The following is a 15,736-nucleotide window of genomic DNA, read 5'->3' as shown; positions in this document are numbered from 1 at the left end:
CCGCAAACAGATAAGCTAAGGAATTAATTGGTGGACGCCGGCTTGCGCCACTTGATGGAACAGCCGAACGCCTTGGTTTCGGCCATTTTTATCGGCTTCCCCGCCAAAAGCGCGTTCAAGGCCTCCTTCAAATCCCGGCTTTTCACCTTTTTGGCGTCCGTCTCGTCCTCAATCCGTCCCCGATACACCAGCTTGGAATCGGCATCCAAAAGAAAGACATGCGGCGTCACCTTCGCGCCGTAGGCCGCCGCCACTTCGGAAGTGGAATCGTAAACGTACGGGAAAACGAATCCCTTCTCCTTGGCCCGCTTCACCATGTTGTCATAGCTGTCCTCCGGCACCCGCCCCGGGTCGTTCGGGTTGATGGCCACGAAGGCGATTCCCTTCGGCGAAAATTCCTTGGCCAGTTTGTTGATGCGGTCCTCAAACGCCTTGGCGTAGGGGCAGGCGTTGCAGGTGAAAATCACCGCCACCCCTTTTTTATCCTTGTAATCGGCCAAGGAATGGGTCTTGCCGTCCGTTCCCAAAAGCGAAAACGCCGGCCCCGTCTCGCCGATGGGCAATTCATCCGCCTGTACAAAAGCGCCCAAGGCCAATATCGAAGCCAGTACCATCCCGAAATGACGCAAACGCATTTCCCGCTCCTTTCTATTCGTTTTTTGCAGGGGTTGAATACATTCAACCCTCCCACCGGCCCAAGGCCGCTTTCGTTAACACAGGTTTATACAACCAAATTTCAAAAAAGAAAAGGAATTTTGTCCTTGTAGGGGCGGGGTCTCCCCGCCCGGGCGAGGGAACCTCGCCCCTGCGAAACCGCCCCAAAAAACCATTGGTTTTTGGGGAAAAATTTGGTATAATTTGGGTTTGCGTAAAGACTGAAATTTCGCAAAAACGGTAAAATTATGTTCAATCAGCTGACTGAAAAATTCGGCGCGATTTTCAAAAAGCTTTCCGGCAAGGGAAAACTGTCGGAGGAAAACGTCCGCGAAGCGCTTTCCGAAGTCCGCCGGGCCCTTTTGGAAGCGGACGTAAATTACAAAGTAGTCAAGGAGTTTCTGGCCGAAGTGGAGGCCAAAGCCCTTGGCGCGGAAGTGCTTTCCTCCATTCAACCGGGTCAGCTTTTTGTCAAAATCGTTTACGATTCGTTAGTCGAGCTTTTAGGCAGGAAAGCCGAACTCGTCAAGACGGCCGGCGCCCCGCCGACCGTGATTATGGCCGTCGGCCTGCAGGGCTCCGGCAAAACCACTTTCTGCGGCAAATTGGCGCTTCAATACAAAAACAAAGGGAAGCGGGTCTGGCTGGCGGCCTGCGACACCCAGCGCCCGGCCGCCCGCGAGCAGTTGAAGGTCTTGGGGGATTCGATTGGGGTCAAAACTCATTTGGCGGGGGACGATGCCGTCGCCGGGGCCTTGGAAGCCCGCCAGAATGCGCTGGAAGACGGCGCCGACTTTTTGATTGTGGACACCGCCGGCCGCCTGCATATCGACGAGGAGCTGATGAACGAGCTGGCCAAAATGAAGCCCAAGCTCAAGCCGACCGAAATTTTGCTGGTACTGGATGCCATGACCGGTCAGGACGCTGTCAACGTGGCTGAGCAATTTCACCAAAAATTGGGCTTGGATGGGTTGATTCTGACCAAGCTGGATGGCGACGCCCGCGGCGGCGCCGCCCTTTCCGTCAGAAAAGTGACCGGTATTCCCATCAAGCTGGTCGGCGTCGGCGAAAAACTGGCCGACCTGGAGCCGTTTTATCCCGACCGGATGGCCTCCCGCATTCTGGGAATGGGGGATATCGTCGGGCTGGTGGAAAAGGCCCAGGAGGCCTTCTCCCAGAAGGGGGCCGATGAACTGGCCGAGCGGCTGCGGAAAAAAAGTTTCACGCTGGAGGATTTCCGCCAGCAGCTTTTGGAAGTGAAAAAAATGGGCCCCCTCGATACCCTGGCCGGCAAGCTCCCGGCCGCCTTGAGCAGGGGAATGGAAGCCGGCTTCGATGAAAACGGTTTGAAACATACGGAGGCGATCTTATCTTCCATGACCCCCCTGGAGCGGGAGCGCCCGCAGATACTCGACGGCTCCCGCCGCAGGCGTATTGCCCGGGGTTCGGGAACGACCGTGCAGGAGGTGAACCAATTGCTTAGGCAGTTCGAGCAGGTGGCCAAAATGATGAAATCGGTTTCAAAAATGGGTAAATTCAAAGCCGACCTGCTGGGCCGGTTGGGTAGATTTTAACAAACGGATGAAAACAGAAACGATGGAGGATTTATGGTAGTTTTGCGTCTGCGCCGCGTAGGGGCCAAGAAAAAACCGTTCTTCCGGCTGGTGGCCGCGGATTCCCGCCGGCCCACGGATGGGCGCTTTTTGGAAACTTTGGGCACCTATAACCCGAAGGTTAAACCGGCCGTGGTGGATTTGAACGAGGAGCGGATTGGCTACTGGTTGGCGGTGGGCGCCCAGCCCTCTGATACGGTCAAAGCCCTCTTTAAACACACCGGTTTAACCCAGAAATTGTCGTTTAAAAAGGCCGGCAAGGATGTCTCCGGCGTGGTTTTGAAAAGCACCATCAAGGAAGCCGCCAAAGCCAAAAAAATCGGCAAGAAGGGCAAAAAAGAAGAAACCCCCAAAGGGGAAGAGAAAAAAGCCGAATAACAATCGGTTTGGGATTTAAGCATCGATGAAAATCGACATTATTTCCATTTTTCCGCGCCTTTTTGAGCCGTTTTTGTCCGAATCCGTGCTCGGCAAAGCGGTCGCGCGCAAGTTGGTCGATATTTCTGTGACCGACCTGCGCCGCTTTGCGGAGGACAAACACTCAACCACAGACGACACCCCGTACGGCGGCGGGGGCGGGATGGTGATGCTGCCGGCCCCTTTGGTGAAGGCCGTGGAAAGTTTGAAAAATGGCCGCCACCCGCGCGTGATTCTGACCACCCCGCAGGGAAAGCTGTTCAACCAAAAGCTGGCGCAAGAGTTTGCGAACGAAGACCAGTTGATTATCATCTGCGGGCGCTATCGGGGCGTGGATGAGCGCGTCCGGCAGCTTGTAGTCACGGACTGCGTCTCCATCGGGGATTATGTTCTGGGCGGCGGCGAAGTTCCGGCGATGGTGATAACGGAAGCGGTGGTGCGATTGATTCCCGGCGTGGTGGGAAACGAGGATTGTGTGCGGGCCGATTCCTTTACTTCCGGGCTTTTGGAATATCCCAACTACACCCGCCCGGAGGAGTTTATGGGGCTTTCCGTCCCCAAAGTCTTGACCTCCGGCAACCATGCCGAAGTGGAGCGCTGGCGAAGGCGGGAGTCGCTTTTACGCACAAAAACTTTGCGTCCCGATTTGTTTGAAAGATTTAAACTGACCAAAGAAGATCAAAAATTGCTGGAAAGCTAAGGAGGCCGTATGAACTTGATACAGATGATTGAAGCCCGCCAGATGAAGGCCAAACGGCCCGATTTCGGCCCCGGCGACACGGTGAAAGTGCACGTCAAAATAAAAGAAGGGGACAAGGAGCGGATTCAGATCTTTCAGGGAACCGTGATTGCCCGCGGCGGGCGCGGCGCCCGCGAAAGCTTCACCGTGCGCAAAATCTCCAGTGGCGTGGGGGTGGAGCGGGTTTTTCCCCTTTTCTCCCCGTCCGTGGCCAAAATTGAACTGGTCAAAACCGGCGATGTTCGCCGCGGAAAGCTGTACTATTTGCGCAACCTGAAAGGAAAATCGGCCCGGATTGAGGAAAAGATGAAGGAACTGGAAGAGGCCTCCGGTCCGGGAGCAACCGCCGAGAACGAATAACTTGGCCAAAATCTACGCCACCGAGCGGGGACTATGGAAGAACGGGCTTTCCCTGATTTGCGGCGTGGATGAGGCCGGCCGCGGCCCCTTGGCCGGGCCGGTGGTGGCAGGAGCGGTGATTTTCCCCGCCGGATTCACCGGCCTGCCGGTCAACGATTGCAAACTGTTGACGGCCGAAAAGCGCGAAGAGCTTTTCGGCCTTATTTTTGAAAAGGCGCTGGATGTTGCAACCGGAGTCGCTTCCCATACCGAAATCGACGAATTCAACATTCATCACGCCTCTTTTCTGGCGATGCGCCGCGCCATTGAGAAACTCAAGATTATGCCGGAAATTGTCTTGGTGGACGGCAAATTCGAAATCCCCAGGATGACCTTCCCTCAAAAGGCAATAGTAAAAGGTGACCGGCTTTCCGCCTCGGTGGCGGCCGCTTCCATTGTGGCCAAAGTCACCCGCGACCGGATGATGCAGGAATTGGATGAACAGTATCCCGGCTGGAATCTGGCCCAAAACAAGGGGTACCCCACGCCGGAACATAAAGCGTTTGTGGTCGAAAAAGGGGTTTCCGAAATCCACCGCAAAACTTTCTGCGACCATATCACCGCCCCCACTCTCTTTAGCAAGTGAGCTCCATCGCCAAAAAAGGGGAAGCCGGCGAGAAGGCGGCGGAGAGGTTTTTAATTCAAAAGGGATTTCAAATCATCGGCCGCCGCCTGCGCGCGGGGCACAAGGAAATTGATTTATTGGCCAAAGATGGCGAACAACTGGTGTTTGTGGAGGTCAAGGCAATCTGGGAACGCTCCTTCGGGCATCCGGAGGAGCGGGTGACGGCGGCCAAAAAGAAAAAATTAATTGAGGCGGCTTACGATTATCTGGAGCGTGCCAAAATGCCGGAGGCCTCCTTCCGCTGGGATTTTGTCGGCATCGATTTTTCCCAAAAGCCGCCGGAATTCATCTACATCACCGATTTTTTGGAAGAATAGAGTCCTTTTCCAGCTCTTTATTGATTTTTTCCCAAATCCCGACCCACTTTTCCGGCTTTTTATTGATTTCCGCAATGAATCGGTTCAACTGTTCTTCTGTAACCCCCGCGCTGTCCAAAATTTGTTCCGTTTCCATCCGGGCTTTCAGCGGCTGATCCGCCAGTCGGGTTTGCAAATTGACCACCTCCACGTACAACCGGACAAAATCCCCTTCCGTCAAGGCGGTCTGCCGGTACGTATCCCGCAGGAAAAAGACCGAGACAATGGCAAGCAGCGCAACAAGCAGGTACAATCTTCGGCGGGACGCATTTTCCGGCACGGGGCAAGCGTAAAGATTTAAAGGGGGGCTGTCAAGAAGAAAGCCCCTTGCCATAGTTCATGGTATATGCGAATTTAAAGCAAGCAAAATGGAACATAAAAACCAATCCATAAATCGTCTCGCTTTCAGCGCCACAGTGCACTGTCTTACCGGCTGTTCCATCGGGGAGGTTTTGGGGATGGTGCTGGGTACGGCGTTCGGTTGGGGTAATTGGGCTACGGTTGTTCTTTCAATCATTCTGGCCTTCATTTTCGGCTACTCGCTGACCCTCCTCCCCCTTTTCCGTGCCAAGCTGCCGCCTTTAACTGCCTTGGGGCTGGCTTTCGCCTCCGATACCCTTTCCATCACCATAATGGAAATCGTAGACAACACCGTGATGTTAGTTATACCGGGGGCGATGGAAGCGGGGCTTGACCAGCCGCTTTTCTGGGGCAGTTTGCTCTTCTCCCTTATTCTGGCCGGACTGGCCGCTTTTCCCGCCAACCGCTGGCTGATTGTCCGCGGGCGGGGACACGCCGTTTTGCACCACCATCACCACGGCGCATCCCCATCGCAAGAGGACGAACCATCCCATCGCGGCCATCACGAGCATAGGCACTAAGCAAAACTTCCCTTGCAAATGACCTCTCAAATGGTATAATTAACGGGCTATGAATCCAACTTTTCCAAGGCGCAAATCCCGGCCGGTTACGGTGGCCGGGAAGGTTATCATTGGCGGCGGGGCGCCGATTGTGGTGCAGTCGATGACCACAACCGACACCCGGGACATTGAAGCCACCGTCGCGCAGATTAAGCGGTTGGAGGAGGTCGGCTGCGAAATCGTGCGGGTGGCGGTTCTGGACGAAAAAGCCGCCTTGGCGGTGCCGGAAATCAAAAAGAGGATAAACCTGCCGCTGGTCTGCGACATTCATTTTGATTACAAGCTGGCCCTTCTGGCCATTCAGGGCGGAGCCGACAAGCTGCGCATCAATCCCGGCAACATCGGCGCGGAATGGAAAACCCGCGAGGTGGTGAAGGCGGCGGCGGAAAGAAACATCCCCATCAGAATCGGCGTCAACACCGGCTCGCTCCCCAAGGATTTGTGGGAAAAACACGGCGGCCCCAAACCGGAAGCGATTGTGGAGGCCGCGCTACGCCACTGCGGGATTCTCGAAGATATGGGATACAATTCAGTGGTCGTTTCGCTCAAATCCTCGGATGTGAACGAGGCGTTGGCGGCCTACCGGCTCTTTGCTGAAAAATCGATTTATCCTTTGCATTTGGGCATCACCGAGGCCGGCTCGGCCTTTGCCGGCTCCATCAAGTCAGCGGTGGGAATTGGAACGCTCTTGGCGGAAGGAATCGGCGACACGATACGGGTTTCGCTGGCGGACGACCCCACCGAGGAGGTCAAAGTGGCCTTCGAAATTTTGAAATCGTTGGGCCTGCGCCAGCGCGGCCCGGTTATCATCGCCTGCCCCACCTGCGGGCGGTGCGAAATCGACATGTTTTCGCTGTTGAAACGGGTGGAGGTCGAAATGGCCAAAATCTCGGCACCCATCCGCGTCTCCGTGATGGGGTGCGTGGTGAACGGCCCCGGCGAGGCGGCCGTGGCGGACGTGGGGGTGGCGGGCGGCAGGGGTATCGGGCTTATTTACCGCGGGGACAAGGTGGTTAAAAAGGTGAAGGAGGAGGAGATTTTCGACGCCTTGATGCAAGAGGTGCATTCCTTTTTGGCGGAAGGGAAGCCCGCCGCCGTCCCGGAGTCGATTCCCGTATAGATCTTCTTCTACAGGACACGTTTTTCTTATTGAACCGTTTGACACTTCTCTTTTGACCCCCTAACTTCCCCGCTTAATGATAGCCATGGCGCTGTCCGGGTTCTTTCTGCTCTGTCTTCTGGCCGGGCTTTTCTACGCCATCATTACCGTTTTTTTGGGTTCGTTTACCGGCGGACATGACACTTCCGCCACGGACGCCGGCGGCACCGGCCACGGCGTTTCCGGGGAAGTGCATTTTTCCCCGATGAGCCCGATGATCATCGCCACGTTCGTAACCACCTTCGGCGCCGGCGGCCTGGCCGCCGCCAAGGGGATGGGAATGACGGTAATCCCGGCCGTGACGGTGGCGACCGCCTCCGGCCTCGGTTTCGGGGCGCTCGCTTTTTTGATTTTTCGCAAAGTGTATTCCGCCACGCAATCCTCCTCCGAAGTGGAAGTTGCCACTCTGGTCGGCACGCAAGCGGAAGTGATTACCCCCATCGGCAAGGATGTCGTGGGGGAAATCGTGTACGTCTCCAAGGGGAGCCGCTTTACCGCCCCGGCCCGCTCGCTGGACAATCTGGAACTGGCCAAGAACACCCCCGTGGAAATCGTGCGGGTTGTCGGCAACACCTTCTACGTAAAACCCTCCCGGCGCTAAAAAATTTTCAGCCGCAAAGTCATCTTTTTTTGATGCTTGGTGGTATAAATGGCATCAATGAAAGGAGGTTTTATGGGTGTTATAAAAACAACCGCCGGAGCGCTGGGGGTAACGCTTTTTGTTTTCGGCTGCGCCACCACCGGCTACGTAAACAAAAAGGTGAAAGTGCTGGAGGAGGCCGACCGGGCCAACGCCGAAAAAATTTCCTCGGTGGAATCGTCCCACGAGGCGCGGCTGGCGGAGGCGATGCGGGTGGCCTCCGAGGCCAAGGACGAGGCCAGCCGGGCCGCCGCGATGCGGGCCGCCTTTGCCGATTACACCGTGATTATGGAAAAGGAAGTGAATTTCCGCTTTGACAGCTTCGCCCTCTCCGACATCACCAAAAACGTGCTGGACGAAATCGGCCCGCGGATGAAGGAAGACAAAAGTCTCATCATGGAAGTGGAGGGGTACTGCGATCCGATCGGCTCGGAAAAGTACAATTTGACCTTGGGGCAGCACCGCGCCCAGGCTGTGCAGTTGTATTTGATGGCCAATTATCAGATCCCCGCCTTCCGGATGTATTCGATAAGTTTTGGGGAAAGCAATTTGAAAACCGCTTCCGAAACGGGCGGGGGGAACGCCGCCAACCGGCGGGTGGTTTTGCGCGTTTTGGGGCCTCCGACCGCTTCCGCCCCGGAACAGACCCAGCAGGTTTACCCGTAATTTTCGCGCAGTAGCTTTTTTGAGCCCCGAAAGTTATTTTTCGGGGCTTTTTTTATTGGTGAACGGATGAAAAAATTCTGGACTTTCGCAATTCTTCTCTGGACGGCCGATTCCCACGCCCTTACGCTGGAAGAATGCATCCAACAGGCGCTTTCCCAAAACCGGCTCTTGCAGGCGGCCAAAAGCCGGGTGAAAGCGCAACGTTCCAAGGCCGGGCAGGCCCGTTCGGCCTTTTACCCGACGCTCGGCCTCTCCGCCACCTACACACGGCTCGGCAATGCGCCGGGCGCCCTCATTCCGGCGATGCCTCCCCTAATTCCTGCCGAGCGGCAAATCACCACCGGCTTTGAGGATAATTATCTGGCCCGGCTTTCGGCAAACGCCCCGCTTTTCACTTGGGGAAAAATTGCCCAGCCGTATCGCATCGAAAAGGAACGGGTTATTGCCGAAAGCTTGAAACTGGCCCAGTCGGAGGAGGAAATCAAGCTGGCAACAACCGAGCTTTTCTGGTCGGCTTTGGCTTTGGAAAAGAATCTGGAGGTCCGCAAAAAATCGGCGGAGAGCTTGGAACGGCATTTGAAAACGGTGGAAAACAAACTGGCCGTGGGGCAGGCGACCAATTTTGAAGAGCTCCGCGCCAAAGTAGAGCTGGCCAACGCCAGAGTGCCCATCAAGGAAGCCGAAGCGCGGTTGAAGACGCTTTATGACCGGCTGCGCAATCTGTTGGGTCTTTCAATTGACGATCCATTGGAACTCGGGGGCGGACTCGAATTTAAATCGGTCGAGATAAACCTTGACGAAGCAACTGCGAGAGCTAAAATCAACCGCCCCGAATTGAAATCGCTGGCGGTTGAAAAACAGGTTTTGCGCCGGGCGCTGGCGCTGGCGGCCGTGGAAAACCGCCCCTCCCTTTCGGTTTTTTCCAACCTCGAATACAAAAACCCCTTCAACGCCCGGCAGGTCTGGAAGCTGGACTGGAACGCCGGCGCGGGAATCATCTTCCCCCTCTTTTCCGGCTTTCATTCCCGCTACAAAGTGGAAGAAATAGAAAATCAGAAAAAGGCCTTGGACTTGACCATCAAGGAAACCGAGGCGCAAATCGAGCAGGAAGTTCGTCAGGCGTATTATGAACTGGGGGTGGCCCTGGAAAATTCTGTCGCCTTGAAGGCCAACATTGCGCTGGCGCAAAAAGCGCTCGAGATTGCCAAGGTGCAGTACGAAGCGGGAGTAATAACCAATCTGGAAGAACTGGATGCCGAGCTTTCGGCCCTCTCCGCCCAGACCGCTTACTTTGCCGCCGTTTCCAACTATCTTATCGCCAAGGCCCGCCTGGAAAAAGCGGCCGGGCAGAAAATTGAATAGGAGCGTATGCGAACGCAAAAAGAGATAATTGCCAAGGGGCATCTGGTCGATTCAGGAATAATGTCAACGATTTTGGACCGCATCGTCACCTCCGGCGGGAATTTTGAAATCCTTTCCTTCCGGATGGGAAAAACCAACGAGGAGGAGAGCACCGCCCGGCTGAAGGTTTTCGCCCCAAATGAGAAAAAACTGGAATTTATTCTCTCCGAACTTTCCGATTTGGGCTGCCGCCCGGCGGAAGAGGCCTCCATTATTCTGAAAAAGGCCCCCAAGGATGGGGCGGCGCCGGAGGGATTTTACTCCACCACCAACCACGAAACCTGGGTGCGGCTGGACGGCAACTGGACTAAAGTGGGCGAGCAACGGATGGATGCCAGCATCGTGGTGAAAGGCAAGAAAGCATTCTGCTGCAAGCTGCGGGATTTGAGAAAAGGAGATTTAGTCGTAATGGGGCACGAAGGAATCCGCATTGTGCCGGAAGCCAAGTCGCGCGACCGATCGGAGTTTTCCTTTATGTCCAACGAGGTCTCCTCCGAACGGAAAGTGGAGCTGGCGGTCAAGAAAATCGCCAAACTGCTGAAGGATAAAAACGAGCGGCTCGTAGTTGTGGCCGGGCCGGTGGTGGTGCATACCGGCGGCGGGCCGGCTTTGTGCAAATTACTGCGGAAGGGATACGTAAAAGCCCTTTTGGCCGGCAACGCGCTGGCGGTTCACGACATTGAAGAGGCGCTTTACGGCACTTCACTGGGGGTGGACACCAAAACCGGCCAGCCGATTGAGCACGGCCACCAGCACCATATGCGGGCCATCAACGCCATTCGTTTGGCGGGGGATATTCCTTCAGCCGTGCGCAAGGGGGTTTTGAAATCGGGGATAATGCATCAATGCGTGAAATCGAAAATCCCGTTTGTTTTGGCCGGTTCGCTGCGGGACGACGGCCCCCTGCCGGAGGTGATTACCGACTTTATCGAAGCGCAAGCGGCCTATGGGAAATATTTGAAGAACGCCACCGTGGTTTTGATGCTCTCCTCGATGCTCCATTCCATCGCCACAGGCAACATGCTCCCTTCCTGGGTCAAGACCATCTGCGTGGACATCAACCCGGCGGTGGTCACCAAGCTCTCCGACCGCGGCTCCTCCCAGGCCTGGGGGGTGGTGACGGACGTGGGGCTGTTTTTGCATTTATTGGCGAATGAATTGTAAATCGATTTTGCAAGGGCGGGGAAATAAAACAGGGAGCAGGGATTGGGGATTAGGGATTAGTGAAAATCCAAAAACCCCGCACCACGTCCCTCTACTATAGGCCCACCACCCATTATTCACTCCGAAGTTGTTGTGATTTTGCGAAGCCGTTGGCCGAGAGCAGGTTGGAGGCGAAAAAGATGGGAATTTTGATAAAACCTGCGATCTTAAGAAGAAAAAAATTTTCTAAAAATTTTTGGTAATTATATATTTAACTCACCCCGCAATATCATCCCGTCTGCGCTCGTGTTCTTCGGCAGTCAAACGCCAGCCGCCCCTATTATCGGCCTGGGGAACCCGCTCAGCTCTTTTTTGCGATTCGAGTTCAAGCAAGTAGCCCGTTACGATTGCGTCATTTAAGGGCGGGCCTATGCGCCAAACGCCTAATCGCCTGCTAATTTCGGCGGCTCCGAGTCCGTGTCCTTCCTCATAATGTTCTTCCAGCACATCCAAAATGGCCTCGTGCATATGGAACGTGCCGATGCGGGCAAGTTGTCTTGGTCTAAGCATTTTTCGCTCCTTGTATGACGTTAAAGTCCCGTAACCTTTCTTGCGCTATTTTCAAAAATTCCTTGTTGATTTCAATACCGATACAGCTTCTCGGTTCCGGTTCCGCCTGAATTGCGGCAAGAGCAGTTGAACCGCTTCCGAGGAAGGGGTCGCATACAACTTGGCCGCCGATTGTAAAAAGTTCAATCAAATGTTTTAGAAGATGAACCGGCTTTACGGTTAAATGCAAATTATATTTTTCCCGGATGGGCTTATCGACAGTCATCAAAGTGGAGGGACTTTTTGTTCCGTTCAAAGTGCGGGTCGCATCTATAAGGCCAGCTTTCCACTTTTTCCAATTTTCAACGAAAGTTCCCTCTTTCGGTTTTTGTGCCAACATCATTGTTTCAAACTGCGGTCTTAATTGAGGCGTTTTTCTTCCCTGCATTTGCCGAATAAGGTCTTTTTTCTCAAGATTGGAAATGTTCATTTTCCTGACAAAATGGTCTTGAGAAAACGCCTTAAATTGTGCCTTGTTTCGATAGTGCCACGCCAGCAAATCCCGAATTTCAAAACCGGAATTTTCCGCTCCGATAATCATTCTATGGGAAAGACGGGGCTGGCTAAACGAAATAAAAAATGCACCGGGAACAAGGATGCGTAAAACTTCTTTCGATACTGACTCGAAAAATTTTTGCAGTTCCACTCCTTGTTGAGGGTCAAACTTCATTCCAACGGGCAAACCACCTACAATTCCCGCCCGCTTTTTCCTTTTGTTGATTTTCTCCGTATCCCATTCATCACTTAAACAATCGAGGAAATAAGGCGGGTCGGTCAAAACCAAGTGAATGGAGTTGTTGGGAATGTCCTTCATTTTGACCAGGCAATCGCCGTGAATAAGTTCGACAAACGGTTCCGGTTTTGCCGATTTCGGGCGAACTAATTGACCAAGTAAATCATTGAAAGAATTTTTCACGAAGTCAACCCCTCATAGGTGAGGCGCAAACCCTCCGAACCGGCCAAAAAATTGTCAACCCGGATTGGGTCTTTTGTTTTCCGGCTATTAAACTTGGAAACAAATTCGTCAAGGTAGCGTTGCAGGTGCTTATCGCTGACGTGGTGATAGATGCCCAAAATGCCACGTTTCAGCAAAGACCAAGCCCCCTCAATGTTGTTGGTATGGAGTTGGCCGATTACATACTCCCGCCGGGAATGATTTACCCGTTGTTGGTCAAGGCCGAGCGGTTCAAATTGATAGCCGGTATATTCATCGGTGATGACCCTCGCTTTGGGAGCGACATTTTCCCGCACAATGACATTAACCGTTACTCCCTGTAGGTTTTTCACTTTGAAGGTTTTGATATTGCCGCCTCTTTGCATCATTCCGAAAACGGGAGTTTTGCCTTTTATACTCCGGCCTTGCGTTCCGGTGAGGCGTTTGTCCTTATGCTTGTTTCGCTCCTTTCCGCCGATGTAAGTATCATCAATTTCTACCAACCCTGTCAAGTGCGAAGTGCCGCCATTTATCTTGCTGGAAATTTCTCGAATGCGATGCAACATAAACCAAGCGGTTTTTTGCGTAACCCGAATATCTTTGGCAAGCTGGCAACTCGAAATTCCCTTTTTATGAGAGCTAATTAGCCAAATGGCCATAAACCATTTTCGCAAGGAAATACGGCTTTCCTCGAAAATCGTTCCGATGCGAACGCTAAACTGCTTTTTGCAATCGCCACACTTGTAAAGGTTCCGGGTTTTAATTTCGCCGATTTTCCGACTGGCTTGGCAATTCGGACAAACTACCCCTTCTGGCCAGCGTAGTTTTTCAAGATGCCGGATACAGCTTTGTTCGGTCGGAAACGCCTCGGTTAATTCCAACAAACTATTGTATGTCATCAATCCTCCTTATTTACTCTACGCACCCAATATAATACATAAAAACGGGTGTGTCAAGTATATAATTACCAAATTTTTTAAGTTGTTGGGAATCAAAGATAAGAGCGGGCGGGGTGACCCCGCCTCTACAAAAAATCTTTTTCGCTCTTTTTATTTACGAGCAGGGAAAAGGTTGATTCAAATAAACCGCAAAAAGTTCGAGGACTACATCGACAGGGGTTAAACTGCCGCTGCAATTCACATCAGCGAAACAGTCGCTACAACTCCCTTCATTTAAGAAAGTGCAGTTCAATATCAATACAACGTCAAAAACCGTTATGATTCCATCACCATTTAAATCTCCTTTGACGGCGGCACAATTCAGAGGAATTGACAAATTTCTCAATATTGAGACGGTGTTGTCCCCATAATTGGCCGTGGCCAAATCCTTATCCCCATCCCCGTCAAAATCCGCGACAACCACAGAGGAAGGAAAACCTCCTGTACCGTAGTTCACCTTGGGGGCAAAAGTGTCATCTCCATTGTTCTTTAAGAACGAAACGGCATTGCCATAAGCATTGGCCAACACTAAATCCGGCTTTCCATCTCCATCCAAATCTGCGGAAAAAACAGAGTGAGGATAAACTCCCGTACTGTAGTCCACTTTGGCGGCAAAAGTGCCGTCCCCATTGTTCTTCAAGACCGAAACAGTGTTGCTGCTGTCATTCGCCACGGCCAAATCCGGTATCCCATCTTCGTTCAAATCAGCGGCAAAAACCGAGAGGGGAAAGCTCCCCGTACCATAGTCCACCTTGGGGGCGAAGGTTCCGTCCCCGTTGTTTTTCAAGACCGAAACGGTGTTGCTTTGACCATTGGCCACCGCTAAATCCGGCTTCCCATCCCCATCCAAATCGGCGGCAAAAACTGAGCGAGGGTAGATTCCGGTCGCGTAGTCCACTTTGGCAGCAAATGTTCCGTCCCCATTATTTTTTAAAATCGAAACGGCGTTGCTACCGTCATTAGCCACAGCCAAATCCGGATCGCCATCCCCGTCCAAATCGCCCGCAAATACAGAACAAGGATGACGTCCCGCGCCATAGTCAACTCTGGTAGCAAAAGTCCCGTCTCCATTGTTCTTAAAGACCGAAACGGAGTAGCCATAATAATTGGCCACCGCCAGATCCGGTTTTCCATTCCCGTCGAAATCGGCGGCAAATACTGAGTAAGGACTGCTTCCAGTTGCGTAGTCCATCTTGGCGGCAAGAGTGCCATCTCCATTGTTTTTCAAGACCGATACGGTGTGGCTATCAACATTAGCTGTAACCACATCCGGCTTCCCATCTCCATCAAAATCGGCGGCAAAAACAGAGTAGGGACGGTATCCGGCGGCGTAGTCAACCTTAGTGATAGCCGGAAAGGTTCCATCTCCCTTGTTTATCAGAAGCGAAACAGCGTGGGCAAGAACACTACCTATGGCTAAATCCGGTTTCCCATCCCCGTCCAAATCAGCGGCATACACAGACCAGGGGCGAGAACCAGTTGGATAGTCAATTTTAGCGGCAAAAGTTCCATCTCCGTTGTTCTTCAAAACCGAAACGCTATTGTGATAGTCATTGACCGCTGCCAAATCGGGCTTTCCATCCCCATCCAAATCAGCGACAAAAACAGCGTAAGGATTGCCCTCTGTAGCGTAGTCAATCTTGGCCGCAAAGGTTCCGTCCCCGTTGTTCTTCAAGATTGAGACGGTTTTGGCTATAAAATTTGCCACGGCTAAATCTGACTTCCCATCGCCATCCACATCGGCGGCAAAAACGGAGTGAGGATAGGCTCCTGTTTCGTAGTCCACCTTGGCGGCAAAAGTCCCATCCCCGTTGTTCTTTAAAATCGAAATGCTGGAGTCGTAACTATTGGCTACGGCCAGATCCGGCTTTCCATCCCCATCCAAATCGGCGGCAAAAACGGAGCGAGGATAGGCTCCTGTTTCGTAATCCACCTTGGCGGCAAAAGTCCCATCCCCGTTGTTCTTCAACACCGAAACCGTGGTATCAGAAAAATTCGCCACCGCCAGATCCGATTTTCCATCCCCGTCAAAATCCGCGGCAAAAACTGAGTAAGGACGACTTCCTGTTACGTATTCAATGTGGGTGGCAAAAGTGCCATCACCGTTGTTCTTCAAGACCGAAACGGTGGGGCCAAAGAGATTGGCCACTGCCAGATCCGGCTTTCCATCGCCGTCCAAATCAGCGGCAAAAACAGAATAAGGATAGTTGCCAGCAGTGTAGTCAACCCTGGCGGCAAAAGCTCCATCCCCGCCGTTTTTCAAAACCGAAACGGTGTTGTTTGGACCGTTGACAGCAATCAAATCAAGTTTTCCATCCCCGTCCAAATCCGCAGCAATCACCGAATTCGGCAGCCACCCAACGTCATGGCTTAGCCACGTATCAAAAAGCGGCTGAAAGGCAAAAAGAAGGGTGGGGATTAGAAGGATGAAGAGCGCCGAAAACCAAAGCTTTTTAGCCATACCGCCTCCTGGCTTTAAAAGAAAGCTAATACGCTAAAATGGGGATAGCAAGTCCTTTTTGG

At 53.0% G+C, this 15,736-nt stretch carries 18 protein-coding genes; 12 read left to right on the top strand and 6 right to left on the bottom strand.

Annotated elements, in window-relative coordinates; all coding sequences use genetic code 11:
• Window positions 1–23: 23 nt before the first annotated feature.
• The gene (locus VNL73_01365; GenBank protein ID HXF48058.1) at window positions 24–635 is read right to left on the bottom strand and encodes a thioredoxin family protein; all 612 of its coding nucleotides are present in this window, start codon (window positions 633–635) and stop codon (window positions 24–26) included.
• Between the two features lie 267 nt (window positions 636–902).
• Here VNL73_01365 and ffh point away from each other — a divergent pair, with 267 nt between their 5' ends.
• From ffh to VNL73_01335, 6 genes are read left to right on the top strand one after another with little or no spacing between them, the layout of a single operon-like run.
• The gene (gene ffh / locus VNL73_01360; GenBank protein HXF48057.1) at window positions 903–2,228 is read left to right on the top strand and encodes a signal recognition particle protein; all 1,326 of its coding nucleotides are present in this window, start codon (window positions 903–905) and stop codon (window positions 2,226–2,228) included.
• Window positions 2,229–2,261: 33 nt separating this feature from the next.
• Entirely contained in the window at window positions 2,262–2,645 is a 384-nt protein-coding gene (rpsP, locus tag VNL73_01355; GenBank protein ID HXF48056.1) for a 30S ribosomal protein S16, read from the top strand.
• 25 nt (window positions 2,646–2,670) lie between these two features.
• The gene (gene trmD, locus VNL73_01350; GenBank protein ID HXF48055.1) at window positions 2,671–3,384 is read left to right on the top strand and encodes a tRNA (guanosine(37)-N1)-methyltransferase TrmD; all 714 of its coding nucleotides are present in this window, start codon (window positions 2,671–2,673) and stop codon (window positions 3,382–3,384) included.
• Between the two features lie 9 nt (window positions 3,385–3,393).
• Window positions 3,394–3,783: a 50S ribosomal protein L19 gene (rplS, locus tag VNL73_01345; protein ID HXF48054.1), complete on the top strand. Its 390-nt coding sequence runs from the start codon at window positions 3,394–3,396 to the stop codon at window positions 3,781–3,783.
• 1 nt (window position 3,784) lies between these two features.
• On the top strand, window positions 3,785–4,408 hold the full coding sequence (locus VNL73_01340; GenBank protein ID HXF48053.1) for a ribonuclease HII: 624 nt from the start codon (window positions 3,785–3,787) through the stop codon (window positions 4,406–4,408).
• Complete coding sequence (locus tag VNL73_01335; GenBank protein HXF48052.1) at window positions 4,405–4,764, top strand: YraN family protein; 360 nt, start codon at window positions 4,405–4,407, stop codon at window positions 4,762–4,764. The genes VNL73_01340 and VNL73_01335 overlap by 4 nt, the downstream gene beginning before the upstream one ends.
• Here the strand turns inward: VNL73_01335 and VNL73_01330 are convergent.
• The gene (locus VNL73_01330) at window positions 4,742–5,056 is read right to left on the bottom strand and encodes a hypothetical protein (GenBank protein ID HXF48051.1); all 315 of its coding nucleotides are present in this window, start codon (window positions 5,054–5,056) and stop codon (window positions 4,742–4,744) included. The two genes, VNL73_01335 and VNL73_01330, sit on opposite strands and share 23 nt — an antisense overlap.
• 115 nt (window positions 5,057–5,171) lie before the next feature.
• Here VNL73_01330 and VNL73_01325 point away from each other — a divergent pair, with 115 nt between their 5' ends.
• The 6 genes from VNL73_01325 (at window position 5,172) to VNL73_01300 (ending at window position 10,753) form a co-directional block, all read left to right on the top strand.
• Window positions 5,172–5,684, top strand: a complete 513-nt coding sequence (locus tag VNL73_01325) for a DUF4396 domain-containing protein (protein ID HXF48050.1) — start codon at window positions 5,172–5,174, stop codon at window positions 5,682–5,684.
• Window positions 5,685–5,733: 49 nt separating this feature from the next.
• Window positions 5,734–6,843: a flavodoxin-dependent (E)-4-hydroxy-3-methylbut-2-enyl-diphosphate synthase gene (ispG, locus tag VNL73_01320; GenBank protein ID HXF48049.1), complete on the top strand. Its 1,110-nt coding sequence runs from the start codon at window positions 5,734–5,736 to the stop codon at window positions 6,841–6,843.
• An 85-nt stretch (window positions 6,844–6,928) separates the two neighbouring features.
• Complete coding sequence (locus VNL73_01315) at window positions 6,929–7,483, top strand: NfeD family protein (GenBank protein HXF48048.1); 555 nt, start codon at window positions 6,929–6,931, stop codon at window positions 7,481–7,483.
• Between the two features lie 72 nt (window positions 7,484–7,555).
• Window positions 7,556–8,188 carry an OmpA family protein gene (locus VNL73_01310; protein ID HXF48047.1) on the top strand — a complete coding sequence of 211 codons (633 nt, stop codon included), beginning with the start codon at window positions 7,556–7,558 and terminating at the stop codon, window positions 8,186–8,188.
• 66 nt (window positions 8,189–8,254) lie between these two features.
• The gene (locus tag VNL73_01305; protein HXF48046.1) at window positions 8,255–9,550 is read left to right on the top strand and encodes a TolC family protein; all 1,296 of its coding nucleotides are present in this window, start codon (window positions 8,255–8,257) and stop codon (window positions 9,548–9,550) included.
• Window positions 9,551–9,556: 6 nt separating this feature from the next.
• Window positions 9,557–10,753, top strand: coding sequence for a TIGR00300 family protein (locus tag VNL73_01300; GenBank protein ID HXF48045.1), 1,197 nt, complete (start codon window positions 9,557–9,559; stop codon window positions 10,751–10,753).
• A 255-nt stretch (window positions 10,754–11,008) separates the two neighbouring features.
• Here the strand turns inward: VNL73_01300 and VNL73_01295 are convergent, their stop codons facing one another.
• The 4 genes from VNL73_01295 to VNL73_01280 form a co-directional block, all read right to left on the bottom strand.
• Window positions 11,009–11,302, bottom strand: coding sequence for a hypothetical protein (locus VNL73_01295; GenBank protein ID HXF48044.1), 294 nt, complete (start codon window positions 11,300–11,302; stop codon window positions 11,009–11,011).
• Entirely contained in the window at window positions 11,295–12,257 is a 963-nt protein-coding gene (locus VNL73_01290) for a site-specific DNA-methyltransferase (GenBank protein ID HXF48043.1), read from the bottom strand. Before VNL73_01290 ends, VNL73_01295 begins: the two co-directional genes overlap by 8 nt.
• Entirely contained in the window at window positions 12,254–13,174 is a 921-nt protein-coding gene (locus tag VNL73_01285; protein ID HXF48042.1) for an IS1595 family transposase, read from the bottom strand. Before VNL73_01285 ends, VNL73_01290 begins: the two co-directional genes overlap by 4 nt.
• Window positions 13,175–13,328: 154 nt before the next feature.
• Window positions 13,329–15,674 carry a VCBS repeat-containing protein gene (locus VNL73_01280; protein ID HXF48041.1) on the bottom strand — a complete coding sequence of 782 codons (2,346 nt, stop codon included), beginning with the start codon at window positions 15,672–15,674 and terminating at the stop codon, window positions 13,329–13,331.
• Window positions 15,675–15,736: the final 62 nt, after the last annotated feature.

This window comes from Verrucomicrobiia bacterium (assembly GCA_035574275.1).
GTDB lineage: Bacteria > Zixibacteria > MSB-5A5 > DSPP01 > DSPP01 > DSPP01.
Note: the sequence above shows the minus strand (reverse complement) of the source record. Positions and strands in the feature narration are given on the sequence as shown.